At 71.1% G+C, this 17,110-nt stretch carries 27 protein-coding genes; all 27 read left to right on the top strand.

Features of this window, described 5'->3' with window-relative positions:
- Positions 1-37: 37 nt before the first annotated feature.
- The 27 genes from ABZ194_RS02380 (at position 38) to ABZ194_RS02510 (ending at position 17,105) form a co-directional block, all read left to right on the top strand.
- The gene (locus ABZ194_RS02380) at positions 38-331 is read left to right on the top strand and encodes a hypothetical protein (protein ID WP_355591123.1); all 294 of its coding nucleotides are present in this window, start codon (positions 38-40) and stop codon (positions 329-331) included.
- Positions 328-459, top strand: coding sequence for a hypothetical protein (locus ABZ194_RS02385; protein ID WP_355591126.1), 132 nt, complete (start codon positions 328-330; stop codon positions 457-459). The genes ABZ194_RS02380 and ABZ194_RS02385 overlap by 4 nt, the downstream gene beginning before the upstream one ends.
- Positions 456-611, top strand: coding sequence for a hypothetical protein (locus ABZ194_RS02390; protein WP_355591129.1), 156 nt, complete (start codon positions 456-458; stop codon positions 609-611). The genes ABZ194_RS02385 and ABZ194_RS02390 overlap by 4 nt, the downstream gene beginning before the upstream one ends.
- The gene (locus ABZ194_RS02395; RefSeq protein WP_355591132.1) at positions 608-964 is read left to right on the top strand and encodes a DUF4326 domain-containing protein; all 357 of its coding nucleotides are present in this window, start codon (positions 608-610) and stop codon (positions 962-964) included. The genes ABZ194_RS02390 and ABZ194_RS02395 overlap by 4 nt, the downstream gene beginning before the upstream one ends.
- Complete coding sequence (locus ABZ194_RS02400) at positions 961-1,179, top strand: hypothetical protein (RefSeq protein WP_355591135.1); 219 nt, start codon at positions 961-963, stop codon at positions 1,177-1,179. Before ABZ194_RS02395 ends, ABZ194_RS02400 begins: the two co-directional genes overlap by 4 nt.
- A 73-nt stretch (positions 1,180-1,252) precedes the next feature.
- The gene (locus tag ABZ194_RS02405) at positions 1,253-1,660 is read left to right on the top strand and encodes a hypothetical protein (RefSeq protein WP_355591138.1); all 408 of its coding nucleotides are present in this window, start codon (positions 1,253-1,255) and stop codon (positions 1,658-1,660) included.
- Positions 1,657-1,869 (top strand): hypothetical protein, encoded by a 213-nt coding sequence (locus tag ABZ194_RS02410; RefSeq protein WP_355591141.1) that lies wholly within the window; start codon positions 1,657-1,659, stop codon positions 1,867-1,869. Before ABZ194_RS02405 ends, ABZ194_RS02410 begins: the two co-directional genes overlap by 4 nt.
- Before the next feature lie 33 nt (positions 1,870-1,902).
- Entirely contained in the window at positions 1,903-2,922 is a 1,020-nt protein-coding gene (locus ABZ194_RS02415; RefSeq protein WP_355591144.1) for a hypothetical protein, read from the top strand.
- A complete protein-coding gene (locus tag ABZ194_RS02420; protein ID WP_355591147.1) occupies positions 2,922-3,221 on the top strand; it encodes a hypothetical protein in 300 nt (99 codons plus the stop codon). Before ABZ194_RS02415 ends, ABZ194_RS02420 begins: the two co-directional genes overlap by 1 nt.
- Positions 3,218-3,517 (top strand): hypothetical protein, encoded by a 300-nt coding sequence (locus tag ABZ194_RS02425; RefSeq protein WP_355591150.1) that lies wholly within the window; start codon positions 3,218-3,220, stop codon positions 3,515-3,517. The genes ABZ194_RS02420 and ABZ194_RS02425 overlap by 4 nt, the downstream gene beginning before the upstream one ends.
- 140 nt (positions 3,518-3,657) lie before the next feature.
- Positions 3,658-4,161 carry a J domain-containing protein gene (locus tag ABZ194_RS02430; RefSeq protein WP_355591153.1) on the top strand — a complete coding sequence of 168 codons (504 nt, stop codon included), beginning with the start codon at positions 3,658-3,660 and terminating at the stop codon, positions 4,159-4,161.
- Positions 4,162-4,172: 11 nt separating this feature from the next.
- A complete protein-coding gene (locus tag ABZ194_RS02435; RefSeq protein WP_355591156.1) occupies positions 4,173-4,463 on the top strand; it encodes a hypothetical protein in 291 nt (96 codons plus the stop codon).
- A gap of 27 nt (positions 4,464-4,490) precedes the next feature.
- Positions 4,491-5,231, top strand: a complete 741-nt coding sequence (locus tag ABZ194_RS02440) for a hypothetical protein (RefSeq protein WP_355591159.1) — start codon at positions 4,491-4,493, stop codon at positions 5,229-5,231.
- Between the two features lie 90 nt (positions 5,232-5,321).
- A complete protein-coding gene (locus tag ABZ194_RS02445) occupies positions 5,322-5,462 on the top strand; it encodes a hypothetical protein (protein WP_355591162.1) in 141 nt (46 codons plus the stop codon).
- Positions 5,463-5,515: 53 nt separating this feature from the next.
- Positions 5,516-6,049, top strand: coding sequence for a hypothetical protein (locus tag ABZ194_RS02450; RefSeq protein WP_355591165.1), 534 nt, complete (start codon positions 5,516-5,518; stop codon positions 6,047-6,049).
- On the top strand, positions 6,000-7,556 hold the full coding sequence (locus ABZ194_RS02455) for a hypothetical protein (protein WP_355591168.1): 1,557 nt from the start codon (positions 6,000-6,002) through the stop codon (positions 7,554-7,556). Before ABZ194_RS02450 ends, ABZ194_RS02455 begins: the two co-directional genes overlap by 50 nt.
- The gene (locus ABZ194_RS02460) at positions 7,556-10,174 is read left to right on the top strand and encodes a phage minor head protein (RefSeq protein WP_355591171.1); all 2,619 of its coding nucleotides are present in this window, start codon (positions 7,556-7,558) and stop codon (positions 10,172-10,174) included. The genes ABZ194_RS02455 and ABZ194_RS02460 overlap by 1 nt, the downstream gene beginning before the upstream one ends.
- A gap of 8 nt (positions 10,175-10,182) precedes the next feature.
- Entirely contained in the window at positions 10,183-11,145 is a 963-nt protein-coding gene (locus ABZ194_RS02465; RefSeq protein WP_355591174.1) for a hypothetical protein, read from the top strand.
- 27 nt (positions 11,146-11,172) lie between these two features.
- Positions 11,173-12,906: a hypothetical protein gene (locus ABZ194_RS02470; RefSeq protein ID WP_355591179.1), complete on the top strand. Its 1,734-nt coding sequence runs from the start codon at positions 11,173-11,175 to the stop codon at positions 12,904-12,906.
- Positions 12,907-12,977: 71 nt separating this feature from the next.
- Positions 12,978-13,226 carry a hypothetical protein gene (locus ABZ194_RS02475; RefSeq protein WP_355591182.1) on the top strand — a complete coding sequence of 83 codons (249 nt, stop codon included), beginning with the start codon at positions 12,978-12,980 and terminating at the stop codon, positions 13,224-13,226.
- A gap of 2 nt (positions 13,227-13,228) precedes the next feature.
- Positions 13,229-13,510, top strand: coding sequence for a hypothetical protein (locus ABZ194_RS02480; protein ID WP_355591185.1), 282 nt, complete (start codon positions 13,229-13,231; stop codon positions 13,508-13,510).
- Complete coding sequence (locus ABZ194_RS02485; protein WP_355591188.1) at positions 13,507-14,373, top strand: hypothetical protein; 867 nt, start codon at positions 13,507-13,509, stop codon at positions 14,371-14,373. Before ABZ194_RS02480 ends, ABZ194_RS02485 begins: the two co-directional genes overlap by 4 nt.
- Entirely contained in the window at positions 14,370-14,909 is a 540-nt protein-coding gene (locus tag ABZ194_RS02490; RefSeq protein WP_355591191.1) for a hypothetical protein, read from the top strand. Before ABZ194_RS02485 ends, ABZ194_RS02490 begins: the two co-directional genes overlap by 4 nt.
- An 8-nt stretch (positions 14,910-14,917) precedes the next feature.
- A complete protein-coding gene (locus ABZ194_RS02495; RefSeq protein ID WP_355591194.1) occupies positions 14,918-15,115 on the top strand; it encodes a hypothetical protein in 198 nt (65 codons plus the stop codon).
- A 6-nt stretch (positions 15,116-15,121) separates the two neighbouring features.
- Positions 15,122-16,111: a phage tail tube protein gene (locus ABZ194_RS02500; protein ID WP_355591197.1), complete on the top strand. Its 990-nt coding sequence runs from the start codon at positions 15,122-15,124 to the stop codon at positions 16,109-16,111.
- Between the two features lie 31 nt (positions 16,112-16,142).
- Positions 16,143-16,526, top strand: coding sequence for a hypothetical protein (locus ABZ194_RS02505; protein WP_355591200.1), 384 nt, complete (start codon positions 16,143-16,145; stop codon positions 16,524-16,526).
- Between the two features lie 132 nt (positions 16,527-16,658).
- Entirely contained in the window at positions 16,659-17,105 is a 447-nt protein-coding gene (locus tag ABZ194_RS02510; RefSeq protein WP_355591203.1) for a hypothetical protein, read from the top strand.
- Positions 17,106-17,110 lie beyond the last annotated feature (5 nt).

Genomic DNA, 17,110 nt, shown 5'->3' on the forward strand with positions numbered 1-17,110 from the left:
GGCACCTATCCGGCGGGGCCACCCCAAGGAGGATCCCATGAACCCGTACAGCAAGGACCCCGAGAAGATCCCGGCCGAGGCCCGGTTCAACGCCTCGGCCGCGCACGCCGAGTTCCTCGGTGTTCGCCACCACCCTGACCGCGCCCCTACCTCCGAGCTGCGCGCGTGCGGCGTCGAGCTGTTCAGCGTCGACCTGGTGTTCGCCACCCCGGAGGAGTCCGCGGCGTTCGCCAGCGCGGCCCAGGTGCTGGCCGCCCAGCACCGCATCGCCTGGGAGAGGGACGGGCGCCGGCCCGCCTCGCCGAGCGCTGACCTGGTGACGCCGCAGTGACCCGCGCCCTGGTGGCCGTGCTCCTGCTCGCGGGCTGCACGGCCACCCCGTCCGGGCCGCCGGTCATCGTCCGCACCGGCCCCGCCCCCACCCCGTTCATCACCGTCAGCCCGAGGGAGATCCCGTGAACCTCGACCAGTTCGCCCAGACCCTGCTCGGCACGATCCGCCGCATGGACGGAGTCGTGTCGGCGGAGCTCATCGACGGCCAGGAGCCGCCGTTGATCGGCATCGCACCCGACGCCGGGGACGCCTTCTTCGTCGAAATCCAGCCCTCATGAACGGCCAGCGCGTGAAGGTCGTCGGCGACCTGTTCCACGGCCGGGTGCCGGCGGGCGCGGTCTACATCGGCCGCGCTGCCCCGGGCCTCAAGGCGAGTCCCTACGCCAACCCCCACTCGGTCGGCGGCACGGGGTGCCGCAGGTGTCTGGGCCGGGTCCACGACCTCAACGAGGCGAGCTGGCTCTACGGCCTGCACCTCGACCACACCCCGGACCTCGTCCAGCAGGCCCGTGCCGAGCTGGCCGGCCGGGACCTGGCGTGCTGGTGCGCCGTGCCCGCGCCGGGCGGGACGGACCTGTGCCACGGAGCGATCCTCCTGACCCGCATGCGCACCCCGGAGGTGACCCGATGACGTGCCTGCCGACCGTCCTGCAGATCCACGAGACGGCCGCCGACGGCACCGTGACGTCGCGCTCGTGGGAGATGTGCAGCCACGTCACCGATCCGCTCGCGGCCGAGCTCGGCGCCGCGGATGTGTCGTGGCTGGCCACCCCGCAGGCACACGCCGCCATGTGTGACGTCATGGCGTCGACGCCCGGCGTAGTCACCCACGCGAGGCGGTCGTGAGGCGCCTGCTCGCGTGCCTCCGGCGGGGCCACTGGCCGCGCATGCACCGGGGCGTCTGCATGCGGTGTGAGCCGTGCCTGACCTGCCGGGCGCCCGGTGTGACGGCCTGTATCGGCCGCTGCTCGGCGGAGCGGCTGTCATGAGCCGCGCCCACCAGCATTGCGTCGCCTGTGCTGACCCTGTCCGGCTGGCCGTATGGCTGGCCGGGCAGCGAGAGCGCGCCGACGCCCACGCCCAGCAGGCGCGGGAGCTCAGGGGCGCGGCGGCCGAGGTGAGAGAGCGGCTCATCGCCGCGTCCGTGGCCGCCGTCCTGGGCGATCCGCAGCAGGACACCGCCGACCGGTGCCGGGAGCGTGACGATCTGGACCGCGAGCGCATCATGCTGTGCGGTCGCGCGACTGTCCACGCCGAGCAGGCCCTTTTTATCCGCGACCGGGCTGACCGGGTCGAGGCGGCGCACCCCCGCGAGGTGACGTCATGACGGCGACGCCGCAGGAGCTGTACGAAGCGCTGGACGCCCGCCGCCGTGAGTACTCCCCGCGGATGCCGTGGTGGCGGGTCGCGGTGGAGATGGACGTGTCGCTGCCCCAGCTGCACCGCCTCAAGGGAGGCGCCAGCAGCCCACCCGTACGGCGCGCGGCCACCAAGTGGCTGGAGAAGGCCGTCCCTACGTCGGCCAACGCCGAGTAACAGCACCAGGCACATCACCAGGAAAGGCAGAGCGTGAGCGGAAAGCTGGTCGGAGAGGTCGTCGAGTGGCTGAGAACACCGGCCGCCGAGGGCCTCTCCCAGGCTGAGCGCGTCGTGCTCTTCGTCGTCGCCGAGCGCGCGAACCCGGAGACACGCGAAATGTGGCGGCACAGGACCGACACCGAGTCGCTGCACGAGCGGATCCGGGGCGCGCTCGACGTCAGTGCGGGGGCTCTCGGCAACGTCTTCGGCCGCCTCGCGAAGCGGGGGCTAGAGGTTCGGATCCCGACGGGAGTCGATAAGCGGGGTAAGCCGACGTTTGCGAATAACGGACATTCGACGCGCTTTCGTCTCCCGGAATTTTCGGTGTCGGCGACCCTACAGGTCCCCGAAAGGTCCATCGACGGATGGACCTTCCCCGTAGAGAACCGCTCTGACCAGCCTGTGGATAACCCGACTGGTGATCACGTGAAGGTCCATCAACCGATGGACCTTCACGAAGAAAGGTCCACTAACGGATGGAGCTTCGAGGGGGAAAGGTCCATCGACGGATGGACCGTAGATCCCTCTAAAGACAATCCCTCTAAAACAGAATCTCCCTCTACTCCGGTTCTCGCCGTAGGCGAGCTAACGGTCCGTACCGCGCGAGCCGCCGAGGCGCCTTCGGCGCAACCGGGAGATCTATTCCAGGCTCGTTCGGTCATCACCGGCATCGCCCGCTACGGCAAAGCCCCGCTCTGGGTCCGGCGTGACCACCTGATCCCGCTCGCAGCCGCCGCACTCGCCGCCGGATTCCACCGCGACACCATCACGCACTACGCCCAGATGGTCATCACCGAAGCCCGCTTCGCCGAGCACCAGCACATCCCCGAGTTCCGCGACGCCCTGCGCCGCCTCGGCCGCGACACCGCCCTCGGCGACCTCGCCCCGACCGTCCAGCCGACACCGGACACCGACGCCCCGTGGACCGACGAGGACCAGGCCGCATGGGAGCGGGTCCTCGACGAGCTCGGCGTCACCCCCGACGACCTCGACACCACCGGGACCATCTGATGGACCTCACCCGCCGCCTGCGCCCCCTGCAGGACGCCTACGACCAGGCCGCCGCCGACTATGCCGCGGCCCGCCGGACCTTCGAGTCCGCCCGCAACGCCTACGACAGCCGCCGCCGCTACGCCCCCACCGGCGCCGAGACTGAGCGGGCCCGAGCCGCCTGGGCCATGGCCGGCCACGAGTGGATGCGTGCCCTCGTCGCCCGTGAGATGGCCCGCGACCAACTCGCTTCCGAACGGCGCGACGTCGACCAGGCCGCCGCCGACCACTTCCTCACTCCCACCCGGAGGAGCCGATGACCCCGCCCTGCCCGCACCGGCACGCTGACCCGCGTATGTGCGACCAGTGTCGACGCGACCGCCTTGGCCCCACCTCGACCGACCCCGACATCACCGCCGCCTGGACCACCCTCCGCTGCGGCCTGGAGGCTGCGCTCCGGCCGTACGTGCAGGACGCCGTCCGCGAGGACCTCGTACGCCGCATCGTCGCCGAGCTGCTCACCGGCCCCGGTTGGAAGCCTCCGCTGAAGCTCGCGCCGCCCGTGATCCAGGAGGCGCGCGTCCAGCGAGCCCTGGCCGCCGAGGACCCGTCGTGAGGTGCCTGCTCCGTCACCGGTGGGAGGTCATCGAGGCCATCGGCCTGGTGACCACCCAGCGCTGCACCCGCTGCGGCAAGACCCGCGTCCGAGTCCTCTGACCAGCCGAACCCCTGACCATCCGAACGGAGGTGACCACCATGTTCAGCAAGGCGGACCTGACGTCCTGCCGCCGCTGTCACCGGACGGTCCGGTGGACCACCAGCGAGGCCGGCAAGGCGTTCGCCGTCGACCCGGACCCGAACGAGCAGGGCACCACCGCGGTGATGCGCGACGTCCGCGGCACCCTCCGCTCCCGCCGAGTCTCAGCCGATCGGCCGCTGATCCCCGGCGAGCGCCTGATGATGCCTCACGCGGCCACATGCACCCCTCCGGCACGTGGGGCCACACCGCCCCCGCGAACCCCTCCACGGCGCGCTCAGCCCCGCGCAAACACCTTCTACGCCGTCCTCGGAGTGAGCCGTACGGCGGACGCGATGGAGATCCGCTCCGCCTACCGCCGCCTCGCCCGCCAGCTTCACCCCGACACCAACCCGGGCGCCGGTGACCGCTTCAAGGCCGTCACCGAGGCGTACGCCGTCCTGTCCGACCCCACCCGCCGCCAGGTCTACGACCTCACCGGCCGCGCACCCCGCCCCCGATAGGAGCACCCCCGATGACCCCCGACGCCGCAGCCTGGGTGCGGGAGCACGTCCTCACCCACCCGGCCGCATCCCCCAACCGCAGCACCGAGTGCGCCTGCCAGGTCCCGGCCGGGACCTGCGGACGCTGCCGGCACGGCCAGCACGGCCGGTGCCGCGCTGCATGGGGGTTCGAGCGGCCCCTCCGCCTGGGCCACTGCTACGTGTCCGTGTGGCTGGCCGACCGCATCTGTAAGACCCGCTGCATCTGCCGGTGCCGCACGGCCCCCGCCCTCCCGACCGCCGAGCAGCTCGCCCTCATCTGACCCCGACCACAGCACAAGGAACCGCCCATGATCACCCGCCTCGCCGCCGACCTCGCATGGGTAGCCGGCCACTGGGACGACCTCGCCGGACTCGCCACCCCCGGCACCCGGCGGCCCTACCGCGCCCCCATGCTCACCGCCGACCAGCGGGAAGAACGCGACCAGGCGGCATGGCTGGAGAGGCTGGAGCGCACCCCGGACGCGATCGGAGCCAGCCCCGCCCCCGTCCCGGCCGGCGTGCTCGACCTCCTGGTCGACATGCTCGCCGACGCGGCAGCCCTGGCCGACGACGTGGCACTGGAGATCCACTGCCCAACCCTGCCGCCCCCCAGCAGCGGATTCGCCAGCGCCTGGCCGTACCTCGACTTCAGCGCACGGCACCTGGCCGACGCCGAGCAGGCGGCCGACACGTGGCGCGGCACCATCCGCGGCATGGTCGAACGGACCGCGCGCGCCCTCGGCCTCATCTACGACGGTCAGCGCCTCACGGCCGTCTGCCCATGGTGCCGGGGAGTCACCGCCGACCACCCCGAGGGCGGCCAGGCGACGTGGGTCGTCCGCAACCTGCTCAGCCGCCAGACCTGCGGCCACGGCGCCGCCGACCGGCGGTGGTGCCCCGAGTGCCCCACGCTGATCGCCGTGGTCTGCGACGGCGGCTCATGCGAGCCACCGAGCAAGGACGTCGGCACATGGATCCGCGGTCGGCCGGCATGGCCGTGGACGGAATGGGAATGGCTGGCCGACCGCCTCGACCGCGCCGCCGTGTGAGCTTGACGATCGGGGCTATCCACAGGCATCCTGCCCTCAGGCGATCACGCATGCCCTGATCGCAGACAGGCCCGCCACCGAGCGGGCCTTTTGCGTGTCCGCCCCCAGTCGCGCACCTACCTGGCGGGGGTGCGCCCGCTCCGCACCCACCCCCACCGGGTGCGTGAGCCCCTGCGGCCCGGCCCGGCGTTGAGGGACACCGGCCGGGCCGCCCTCGACCGGGTGCCGTGACCGTGACGTGCGAAGCCGGTCACGGCACCCGCACCACCAGGAAAGGGGCAGCAGTGGCCACACGAGGCGGCAACGGCCGCTACACCCGATCCCGCTCCACCGCCGCCCGCGACGCCGCCGCCTGCCGCCTCCGCGCCCGCGGCCTCACCTACGAGCAGATCGCCACCGACCTCGGCATGGCCAGCAAGAGCAGCGCCTACGACGCCGTACAGCGCGCCCTCACCGCCACCGTCAAGGAGCCAGCCGAAGAAGTCCGGCAGATCGAGCTGATACGGCTGGATGAGCTGCACCGCTCCGCCCTGGCCGTCCTGGAGGCCACGCACTACGTCGTCGACAAGGGCGCCGTCGTCCTGTGGAACGGTGACCCCCTCATCGATGACGGGCCGATCCTGGCCGCCGTCGACCGCCTGCTGAAGGTCCAGGAACGACGGGCCCGCCTCCTCGGCCTCGACTCCCCACAGCGAGTCTCGATCGACGCCCAGAACCTCGGCGAGGACCTCAAGGGCCTGATCGAGGCGCTGATGGGCGAGGACGACGATGACGACCCCGACGACGAAGACCCCGAAGAGCTCGACGACGACACCTGACGTCGGGCGCATCCAGGCCAGCATCGACGAACTCGTACGGGCCGGGGACACGCGCAGACTCCGCGCAGCCCACCGGCTCCTCAAGTCGGCCGTCGACCGGAAGCGGGTCGCGGTCCGCGCGGCGAAATACCAGCGCGACCCGGTCGGGTGGGTCCGCCGGCGACTCCGCCAGATCGTCTGGTCCAAGCAGCAGGAGATCCTCGAAGCCGTACGCGACCACCGCCGGGTCGCGGTCCGCTCCGGGCACGGCGTCGGCAAGTCCCACACCGCCTCGCTGGTGGCGTCCTGGTGGCTGGACACGCACGCGCCCGGTACGGCGTTCGTGGTCACCACGGCGCCGACGTACGCGCAGGTACGGGCGATCCTGTGGCGCTACATCCGCCGCATCCACAAGGCCGCCGATCTGCCCGGCCGGGTGAATCAGACCGAGTGGCACATCGACGACGAGATCGTGGCCTACGGGCGCAAACCCGCCGACCACGACGAGAGCGCATTCCAGGGCATCCACGACGAATTCGTGTTAGTGATCTTGGATGAGGCGTGCGGAATCCCCGAGCAGCTGTGGATCGCCGCCGATGCCCTCGCCACCGGCCCCGAGTGCCGCATCTTCGCGATCGGCAACCCGGACAACCCGGCGAGCCACTTCAAGCGGGTGTGTACGCCGGGCAGCGGCTGGCACGTGATCGGCATCAGCGCATTCGAGTCCCCCAACCTGACCGGGGAGCCGGTACCCGAGGCGGTCGCGAAGGCCCTGGTATCGAGCGAGTGGGTCGAGGAGAAACGCGCCGAGTGGGGCGAGGACAACCCGCTCTACAAGTCGAAGGTCCTCGGGGAATTCTCGGAGGACTCACAGTGGCAGGTCGTCCGAACCTCGGACGTGGCCGCGTGCCGCATCGACCTGGAGAAGCCATACGCCGCCTCCGAGCTGCTGCCCGTCGAGCTCGGGGTCGACGTCGGCGGCGGCGGGGACGAGACCGTCATCCGAGAGCGCCGCGGCCCCGTCGCAGGGCGGGAGTGGCGGGAGCACACCGACCGGCCCGAGCGGATCGCGCCCCTCGTACTCCAGGCGATCCGGGAGACCGGCGCCACCTCGGTCAAGGTGGACTCGATCGGCATCGGGTTCGGCGTCACCGGCGAGCTGCGCAACATGGCGAGCAGGGGCCTGCACAGCGCGCGGATCTACGGCGTGAACGTCAGCGAAGCCCCCCGCGACCAGGCTCGGTTCCTCAACCTCAGGGCCGAGATCTGGTGGTGCATCGGCCGCGAGCTGTCCGAGGCCCGCGAGTGGGACCTGTCCACGATGGACAACGGTGACGCCACAATCGCCCAGCTCCTCGAACCACAGTGGGAGCTCGACCCGAAGGGCCGGATCAAGGTCGAGCCGAAGGAAGACATCATCTCGCGCCTCGGCCGATCCCCTGACAACGCTGACGCGCTGCTGCTGGCGTTCTTCGTGCCGACTGACGCGGCGACGGAGTACATGGAACACCTGATGAGGAGGGCGTAGTGGGTCGTCGTCGGCGCAAGAACGCCCAGATCACCAGGGCTGCTCCCGGGCAGGCGTTGCAGGGACGTGTGGTGACGTTCACGCCCGAGCAGGTCGCTGCGCTGGTCCAGCAGCAGGGCACCGGACGGCCGGCCCCGGCTCTGCCGCGCCCCGAGGAGTGGTTCCAGGCCCCGTTCGGGCCTGGGATGCCGCTCACCCCGGCGCCGATCAACGCGCCCCGCCCGGACAGCGGCAGGCCCGAGCCGCGCCTGTACGACTACCCCGTCAGCTGGAACCTGACGACCGGCGGGCAGCGCCTGGTGCCGTGGGCCACCCTGCGGTCTGCGGCTGACGCCCCGCTGATCCGCCAGTGCATCCAGGTCCGCAAGCGCGGGATCACCGACCTCGGGTGGGACATCACCATCAGCCAGGGCGCCATCGAGGGTGTGCAGGCCGACGGCACCAGCCGGGCCGACGCCGAGCGGACACTCCGCGAGAAGCTGGCCGCCGACATCGACCGCCTGGTGAAGTTCTGGAGCTGCCCCGACCCGGGCAATGGGTTCGAGCTCGCCGACTGGCTGGGCAGCTTGCTGGAGGAGCACCTGGTGCTGGACGCGGTAGCCATCTACCCGCGGCTCACCTACGGCGGCGAGCTCTACTCCGTCGAGCTGCTCGACGGGTCCACCATCAAGCCGCTCCTCGATGAGCGCGGCGGCCGGCCCGCCCCGCCGTACCCGGCCTACCAGCAGATCATCAAGGGCTTCCCCCGTGGGGAGTGGATGGCGGACGCGGACGGGGGCGAGGACGGCGAGGTGCCGGGGTTCCCCGCCGACCAGCTCGTCTACCGGCGGTACAACGTCCGCACATGGACGCCGTACGGCTACAGCCCGGTCGAGCAGGCCCTGGTGGACATGGACGTCTACCTCAAGCGGCTGGGCTGGATGCGCGACGAGTACACCCCAGGCGTACAGCCCGAAAGTTTCCTGAAGGTCCCGGAGAACGCCCAATGGAGCGCGACGCAGCTCCGCGAGTATGAGCGCTCCTACAACGACGACGTCTCCGCGAACAGGGCGCGGTTCCGGATGCTGCCGCCTGGGGTCGAGCCGATGTTCGGCGGAGACCAGGGCGAGCGGTACAAGCCCGACTACGACCTTCACCTGATCAAGCTGGTCGCGTCGCACTTCGGCGTGACCCTCCCTGAGCTGGGGTTCAGCGAGGCAAAAGGACTCGGGTCGAGCGGCTGGAGCGAGGGCCAAGAGGCCGTCCAGCACCGTCAGTCCGTGCTGCCGACCGCGCGGTGGCTGGAGGCGCTGCTGACCGGCATCTCTCGCCGTCACCTCGGTATGCCGCCCGAGCTGGAGTTCAAATTCTTGGGCCTCGAAGATCAAGATGAGGAGGTCGCCGACAAGATCTCCGAGGCGCGAGTGCGGTCCGCCCGCATGACGCTGAACGAGGACCGCGACCGCCAGGGCCTGCCCCGCTACGCGCTCCCCGAGGCGGACAAGCCCGCGATCATGACCGCGTCAGGGCTCGTCTTCCTGGAGGGCTCTCTGGCGACGCAGGAGGCAGGGCGGCAGGCGGCCGAACGGATGGCCCGCGAGGTTGGACAACCGGGCAGCCCGTTCGGGCAGAAACCGAAGCCTGACCAGGACGAACGCGAGGATAAGAAGCAGGACACGGACAAGGCTGGCGGAGAGGTCGCGAAGTTCCGCCGGTGGTCCCGGAAGCGGGTCGAGCCGGGCCGCACGTTCGAGTTCGAGAGCGACCGCATGACCGTGCTCTCCCTGGCGCCGGACCTGGCCGACGACGACCGGGTGACGTGGAAGGCGGCGGGCCCCGGCCCAAAAGCGCGCTGGGCGGGCTGGGAGCGTGACCAGGCCCTCGCCAAGCACTACGCCCCGCTGATCGCCCAGACGCTCGGCGAAGCGGTCGACGCCGAGCAGCTCGCCGCCGAGTGGCTCCAGGCGCGCGGGCAGAAGGCCGCCGACTCAGGGGACGCCCGCCACTGGCTCGATGGGCTCAGCGTCTTCGGGCGCATCGTGAAGGCCCTGGGGCGCATCCTGCGCCGCCTCTGGACCGAGGCGTGGCACGTCGGCAGCGTCGCCGCCCAGGCCGCGCTCCAGCGGGCCGAGGCGGTCAGCAGTCCCGTGGACTGGGGCGTCTGGGAGCCCGGCGACCACGAGGCCGCCGCCCGCCTCTACGCCGGTCACCGCGGGCTGCAGGACCTGCTCGACCAGAGCGGCATCGACACCATCCGCTCGATCGCCACGACACGGATGAACGACCTGGCCGCGAGCCTCGCCGACGCGGTCGCCGAGGGCTGGTCCGCCAGTGACCTCGCCGACCGGATCCGCGGCATGCTGCTGCGGCCGGACCGCGCCGAGATGATCGCGACCACCGAGATCGCCCGCGCCATCTCGGCCGCGAGCCTGGAGCGCTACCGAGACGCCGGGATCGAGTGGATCGAGTGGGACACCGCCTACGACGAGCGGGTCTGCCCGGTCTGCAAGGCCAACGAGGACGAAGGCGCGGTGCGCCTCGGCCAGCTTTTCCCCAGCGGCATCCCCTACCCGCCTCAGCACCCCTGGTGCCGGTGCGCACCGCAGCCTGTCCTTGACCCGCCCCTGGCGCTGACCTGAGGAGCACCATGACCATCACGCACGCCTACGCGGCGGAGATCACCAAGATGGAGAAGACCACCGATGGCGATCTCCTGGTCTTCGGCAAGGCGACCGGACCCGATCTCGACCTTGACCAGCAGCGGTGTGACCCGACCTGGCTCAAGAGCGCGATGCCCGAGTGGATGCGGTGGGGCAACGTGCGCGAGCAGCACAGCGCCATCGCCGCGGGGGTCGGGGTGGACCTGGAGGCGAAGGGCGACGACTGGTGGCTGAAGTCGCTGGTCGTGGACGCCAGCACCGCGCAGAAGGTGGAGAAGGGCGTCCTGAAGGGCTACTCCATCGGCATCCGCGACGCCAAGGTCGTCAAGGACGCGACGGCGCCGAACGGCCGCATCGTCGGCGGTCAGATCGTCGAGGTCAGCCTGGTCGATCGGCCGGCGAACCCGACGGCCACGCTGATGCTGTCGAAGGCCGCCGGATCCGGGCAGCTCGCCCCGGTCGACGCCGAGGGCCATGTCCTCGACGTCGAGAAGCGCGAGCAGACCGTCACCCTCAATGACCTCGCGAAGGTCGTCGGCGAGCTGGTGACGGCCGTCAAAGGCTCTCTGGCTGCTGGGGAGCAGGCCAGAGAGGTTGGGGAATCGGGTGAGGGCGGCGGAGCCCTCAACTCCGCCGCCCGCCCGGAGGCCGGCAAGACGGCCGACCCCGACCTGAAGAAGTCCGAGATCAGCGATCTCGTGAAGGCCGCCGTTGCAGAGGCCACACGTCCGCTGGAGGAGCGCGCGAAGGCGCTCGAAGCGGAGCTGGCGAAGGTCAAGGCGCAGCCGATTCCGGGCGGGCCGGTCATCCGGCCGACCGCGAGCACCACCGCGCAGCAGGGCGAGCAGAACAAGGGCGCCTACTACCGGGCGATGGCCGACCAGGTGCAGGACCCCGAGGCACGCAGGGGCTACCTGCAGATGGCAGCCGACGCCGAGCGCGGCAAGTAGACCTTCCACCAGCAGAGGAGCATGACCATGGGGTACGCACCCCCTCAGCCGTCGGAGATGTTCTCCGACGCCGGATCCGGCGCCGAGGTGGCGCAGCGGTTCGAGACCTACAAGCAGGTGATCGCCGAGTCGCACAAGAAGGCCGAGGGTAAGACCGCGGTGTTCGTGCCCGGCCAGGGCCTGGTGATCGACCAGGCCGCGCAGGGGCAGGCCATCACCGAGAGGGTCGAGGCCATCACCAAGGGGCTGAGCGCCGAGCAGCTCGCCGCGGTCCAGGGTGACCTGGACGCGCTCAAGGGCGTGGTCGGTGACTTGAACAAGGACTGGTCGCTGACCTTCCCGAACTCGGGCGGCCTGGTGCCCTACGACCTGGAGGCGCCGGCCAAGCTCCTGATTCCGCGCATGACGCCGCTGCGGAATTCGACCCCGCGTGAGCGCGGGCAGGGTACGGCGCGGCAGTTCCGGCGGGTCACGGGCTGGTCGAACTCCGGGGTCGGCGGGGTGGCCGATCAGATGGCGTTCATGAACAGCGAGGCGGTCAGCACGGCGTTCGGGCCGACCTCCTACCGGCGCGGCGCGAAGATCACGTACGCGTCGGACAGCAAGAGCGTCGCCTACGTCGAGATGTCGCTCAGCGACATGGTCACCTGGAAAGCCCAGTTCGCCGGGCAGGGCTACCAGGACATCCGCAGCCTTTCGCAGACGGCGCTGCTGTGGGCGCACATGGGCGCCGAGGAGCGGGCCCTGCTGTGGGCGCGCGGCGCCGTCGGCAACGGCTACCTCGGCACCGTCGCGGCCCCGACCTGCACCGCCGCCGCGTCCGGCACAGGGGCGACGATCCCGGCCGCCACCTACGGCGTAAAGATCACCAGTGCAGCGGGTGGCGGGGAATCCGCCGCGGCCACCGTGTCCGGCGGCCTGGCCGTCACGCTCGGCCAGAACATCGTCATCACCTTCACCGGCGGCACCGAACCCACGGGCGCCGTCGCCTACAACGTCTACATCGGCCCGGCCGGTGCGGAGACCTACCAGGGCCAGTTCTCCCCGATCACCGCGAGCGGCACCACCACCATCACCCTGTCGTCGTACGTGACCGGCGGCGCGACCGTGGTCGGCATCACCGACAGCACGTTCAACGCGCAGGGCTACGACGGCTTCCTGTCGGTGCTGACCGACCCGGCACAGTCCGGCTACGTGCGCCGCGTCAACGGCAAGGTGTTCGACTACACCACCCCGGCGAACTCCCTCGGCGACAAGCCGTTCCAGGATGCCTTCGCCGCCCTGTACGGCGCGGGCATCTCCCCGGGCAACGTCGGCGGGGCCGCCGCCCTGGGCGGCAACAAGCTCCTGGCCGACCCTGACGAGGTCTGGGTGGACGGCAATGTGCGCAGGGCCCTCGGCGACTTCCTCAAGCTCAACGCGCAGACCAACTCCTACCGGATCGCGCTGACCGAAAGCGACGCGACCGGCGGGGCCCGCATCGGCTCCGTGGTCACGGGCCTGTCCAACCAGGTCACCGGCAAGATGGTGGACCTCGGCGTGCACCCGTACATGCCCAAGGGCGCGTCCATGATCCGCTCCCGGACGTTGCCAGTGCCCGAGTCCGAGGTCGGCGCCACCTCCAAGGTGATCTCCGTGCAGGACTACATGAGCGTGGAGTGGCCCATCCTGCAGTTCACCTACGACCAGTCGACCTACTGGTTCGGGTCGCTGGTCCACTACGCCCCGGCCTGGTCGGGTGCCCTGCTCGGCCTCCAGTAAGCCCCTTCCCCCTGTTCGTGAGGCCCCGAGTCGCCCCCGTGCTCGGGGCCTCACCCATCCCTGGAGGTCTCATGCGAGTCGTCGCTCCCGCGCGGGCCGTGGCCGAGGTGGACGGGCTGTCCGGCCGCCGCTACCGCGCGCAGGACGGCATCTACGAGATGAGCGACCGCGACGGCCGCGCCCTCGTCGCGCTGGGCGGATCCGTGCCCTCCCTGGCCGGGGCCACCTCGCGCCGCGCCGGCTACCGGTGCGCGGCCTGCGGGTTCGGCTCGTTCTTCACCACCTGCTCCCGCTGCGGCGGGACCTGCATAAAGGAGTGATCATGCCCCCCAAGAGGAAGGCGCCGCCACTGCCTCCCGTGCCCGGCGTCGAGGAGATGCCGCCCGAACTCTGTCTGGCCTGCTTCCCGGCGGGGCTCGCGGGCACCCCGGAGGGGGCCACCGTCGTCTCCTGTGGGCACGGTGCGTGGCGTACCGCAGACCTGGTGATCACTGATGAGACGTACGCCGTCGGCGGCGTGGGCGATGGGCAGTCCCCAGCGGACCCGGACGGCGAGCAGACGCCCGAGGACCCCGGCGACGGTAAGGGCGACGGCGCGGCGTGAGGCTCCTCACCCAGCCGTACGTCACGAATCACGAGTTCCGGGCGTCACCGACGTGGCTGGACACCGAGAACCTCGTGGTCGGCGGCGCCGAGTCCGCGCAGGACGCCGAGCTGGCCAACGTGCTGCTGCGCGCGTCCGCGTGGGCGGACTCACAGGTGGATCAGCCGCTCGGTGCGCACGCCCACACCGAGCAGCTGCGCGTCACCGTCGGGCGTGACGGCCGGGTGTCCATCCATGCCTCCCACGCCCCCGTCCGCGCGGTGACGGCCCTCGCCTACGGCACGCCGCCCGATCTCACTGCGCTGACGGATCTGTCCGGGGTGTGGGTCGAGGACCAGGTGCAGATCCTGACCGCTCTCGCCGGGGGCGGCGGCTTCGGCGGGCTGCTGGAGTTCGGGCCCCGGCCCGGCAGCTACGAGACCTACGTGCGCGCCGGCTACGTGGCCGGCTACACCAGCACGACCCTCGCGGCCGACGTATCCGCCGCGGCGGCGTCCCTCGTGGTGGCGGACCCCACCGGCATCTACCCGGGCGACGTGCTGCGGATCTGGGACCCAGGCAGCGAGGAGGCGGTCACGGTCGCCACCGGCTACGTGCCCGGGTCCACCACGGTCGGCCTGGTGGGCGTCACACGGGCGGCGCACGGGTCCGGCGCGGGCGTGTCCGCGCTGCCCGCCGACGTCCACCAGGCGATCATCTGCCGGGCCACGGCGCTGCTGCTGCGGGAGCCGACCGCGGGCAGCGAGGAGTACGCCGATGCGCCGTTCGGGCCGGTCGCGCGGCGGCCATCGCGCCGGACCCGGGCAGCCGACCTGATCTCAGAGGCCACGGGGCTGCTCGCGCGGTACCGGAGGGTGCGGTGACCGCTGTCACCCGGGCGGGGGTACGCGGCGGCATCGCCCGATGGCTCGGCGGCACCTACACCGCTGCGGAGCGGTGCTATCAGGGCGGCCCGCTGCAGGCGTACGGCCTGGCTACCGTGCGGAGCTTCTTCGCTAAGCGAGTCAGTGATCAGGAGTACACCGCGGGCCTGGCGCCCGGCCGGTCCATGGGCGCGGTCGCAGTCGTCCACCTCGGCGACTCCACCGAGCGGCGGATCGCGGTCGGCGGCGCCACCGACGGGTGGAAACACAGGTTCTACGCGGTGACCCTGCACCTCTACCACCTCGCTCAGGTCCCGCAGGCCGAAGACGCCCAGGCCGACCTTGACGAGCTGCTGGAGGCCATCGCCACTCTCGTCCACGCAGATCGGACGCTCGGCGGAACCGTCACGCAGGCCGGAGAGTCCACGTCGGGCATCCGGTTCTTCCTCGGCCAGCCGGAGTACACGCCGCCCCCGGAGTACATCCGCACCTACGCGAGCGTCACCTTCGACGCCGACACCTACATCCAGGCATAGGAGACGCCGTGAGCTGGCGATACACGGGCGAGATGCCCGCCACCTACCCCGCGTACATCGACCAGGTGACCGGCCGGACGCTGGTCGCCGAGCCGGGCTGCGTCTACGACATCGCCCGCGCCGAGGGTGCCGAGGGCATTCCGCCGCGTCCTGACGGGCCGTGGGAGCGCGTGAAGACCACCAGCAGCGACAAGGGCAAGGAGTAACCGATCATGGGAGTCTTCCCCAGCGCACGGCGATGGGTCGGCATCGCCAAGGAGGTCACACCGGGCACGGCGGTCGCCCCCGCGCTCACGATCCCGGTCGACAAGTTCGACCCGTCCGACGACGTCACGCAGCTGGATGACCAGGCGCTGCGCGGGTCGATGGCCAAGCAGTACGGCCAGTACAGCGGCCCCGTGATGAGTTCGTGGGACCTGGGCGGCCCGATGTTCGGCGACGCCCTGGGCTACCTGCTGCACAACATCCTGGGCGGGTACGCGGTCACCGGAGCCAGCGCGCCGTACAGCCACACCTACTCGCTGCTGAACTCGGGTGACGGGCAGCCAGTCACGCACACCCTGACGGACGTGACCGGCGTCCCGACGACCTCGGGCGCCCGCCAATACCCCTACAGCTGCCTGTCGGAGCTGACGCTGACGTGGAACGCCGAGCAGCTGTGCACGTGGGAAGCGAAGGCGGTCGGCTGGCCGTCTGTTGTTCCTGGGGTGGCGCCGACGAACACCCTGTCGACGGCGCCGCCAATTCCTTCATGGAGGGGCGCGGTGGGCATCGGCGGCCCGGCCTCCGCCGGAACCCTCGTGACGGACGTGAGCGAGTTCTCCATCACGCTCAGCCGTGAGGTGACGCCGTACCACACGGCCGACGGCACGCAGGCAGCGTTCGTCATCGCCCGCGGTCCGCTCGACGTGACGGGGAAGTTCACCCAGATCGCTCAGTCGGAACAAAGACTGCTGGACCTGCTGGCGAACACTCAGCAGCAGCTGCAGTTCGTGCTGTCCAACGGGCTCACTCTGGGCGCGCTGATCAGCGTGCAGTTCGATCTGCAGAAGGTCGGCTACCGCACCACGAAGATCAGCCAGGGCACGATCTTCACCTACGACGTCGAGTTCCAGGCCATCGCCAACAGCACGAACGTCGGTGCCTCCGGTGGTCTCGCCCCGGCCAAGGTGCTCTTGCAGAACGCCGTCACCACCTACTGACCCCGGCTCGATCCCCGAGGAGCACATTCTGATGCGTGTAGACCTGCCCGGCGGCCAGTGGGCCGACCTGCTGGAGCCGTCCGACCTGCGGGCGGGCGACATGAAAGCCATGCGGCGGGACCAGCTCCTGACCGGCGGCATCGCGACGATGGGCTGGTGGGACGCCGCCCGTGACGTGCTGCTGCGCCGCGTCATCACCGCCTGGTCGCTCGACCTGCCCCTGCCGCGTGATCTGCCCGGCACGGAGGAGGAGGCGGGCAGCCTGGACCGGCTGACCATCCCGATCTACCAGGCGCTGCTCGACGAGCTGGGCCCGTACATCGCGCTGATCAACGGCGAGGCGGAGGACCCAAAATCCTCGCCCGAATCCGCTGGTGGCTCGAAGGGCAGCCCGTCGACCTCGGCGACGAGCTGACCCAGACCGTCCGCTACGCGCTGTATGCCGAGCGGTACGGCTGGACCCCCTCCCAGGTCGACGACCTGCCCGCTACGGTCGAGCCGTGGCTGCTGCCCATCGGTGCCGTGCTGGACGAGATGAGGAGGGGCCGTGGGTGATGTCGACGCCGGCGCGCTGATCGTCGCCCTGCAAGGGTTCGGGCATCGGGCGTCGGAGGGGGCGCGGGCGGCGGCGGATGTGATGGCGCTGGCCTCCGAGCGGGAGATCAAGCGGGCCCTGCGGACCTACAGCCACCCTCGGGGGACGCCGACTCCGTCGCCGCCGGGGTCTCCGCCCGCGCTCGTCTCCGGCGCACTCAGGCGCTCGGTGAAGGCCCGCCGCCCCCGCCAGACCGGGGCGGCCCGGTGGGAGGCGCACACCGCGCCCAGCATCGTCTACAGCCGTATCCATGAGCTCGGCGGCTGGACCGGCCGAGGGCACGCCAGCTACCTGCCGCCCCGGCCGTACGTCGCCCCCTCCCACATTCGGCTCATCTCCTCCGGCCGGCTTGAGCAGCTGGCCCACAAGGCGTTCGCGGAGAAAGTGGGGTTGGGATGACGGAG

The sequence above is a fragment of the Streptosporangium sp. NPDC006007 genome (assembly GCF_040614315.1).
Lineage (GTDB): Bacteria > Actinomycetota > Actinomycetes > Streptosporangiales > Streptosporangiaceae > Streptosporangium.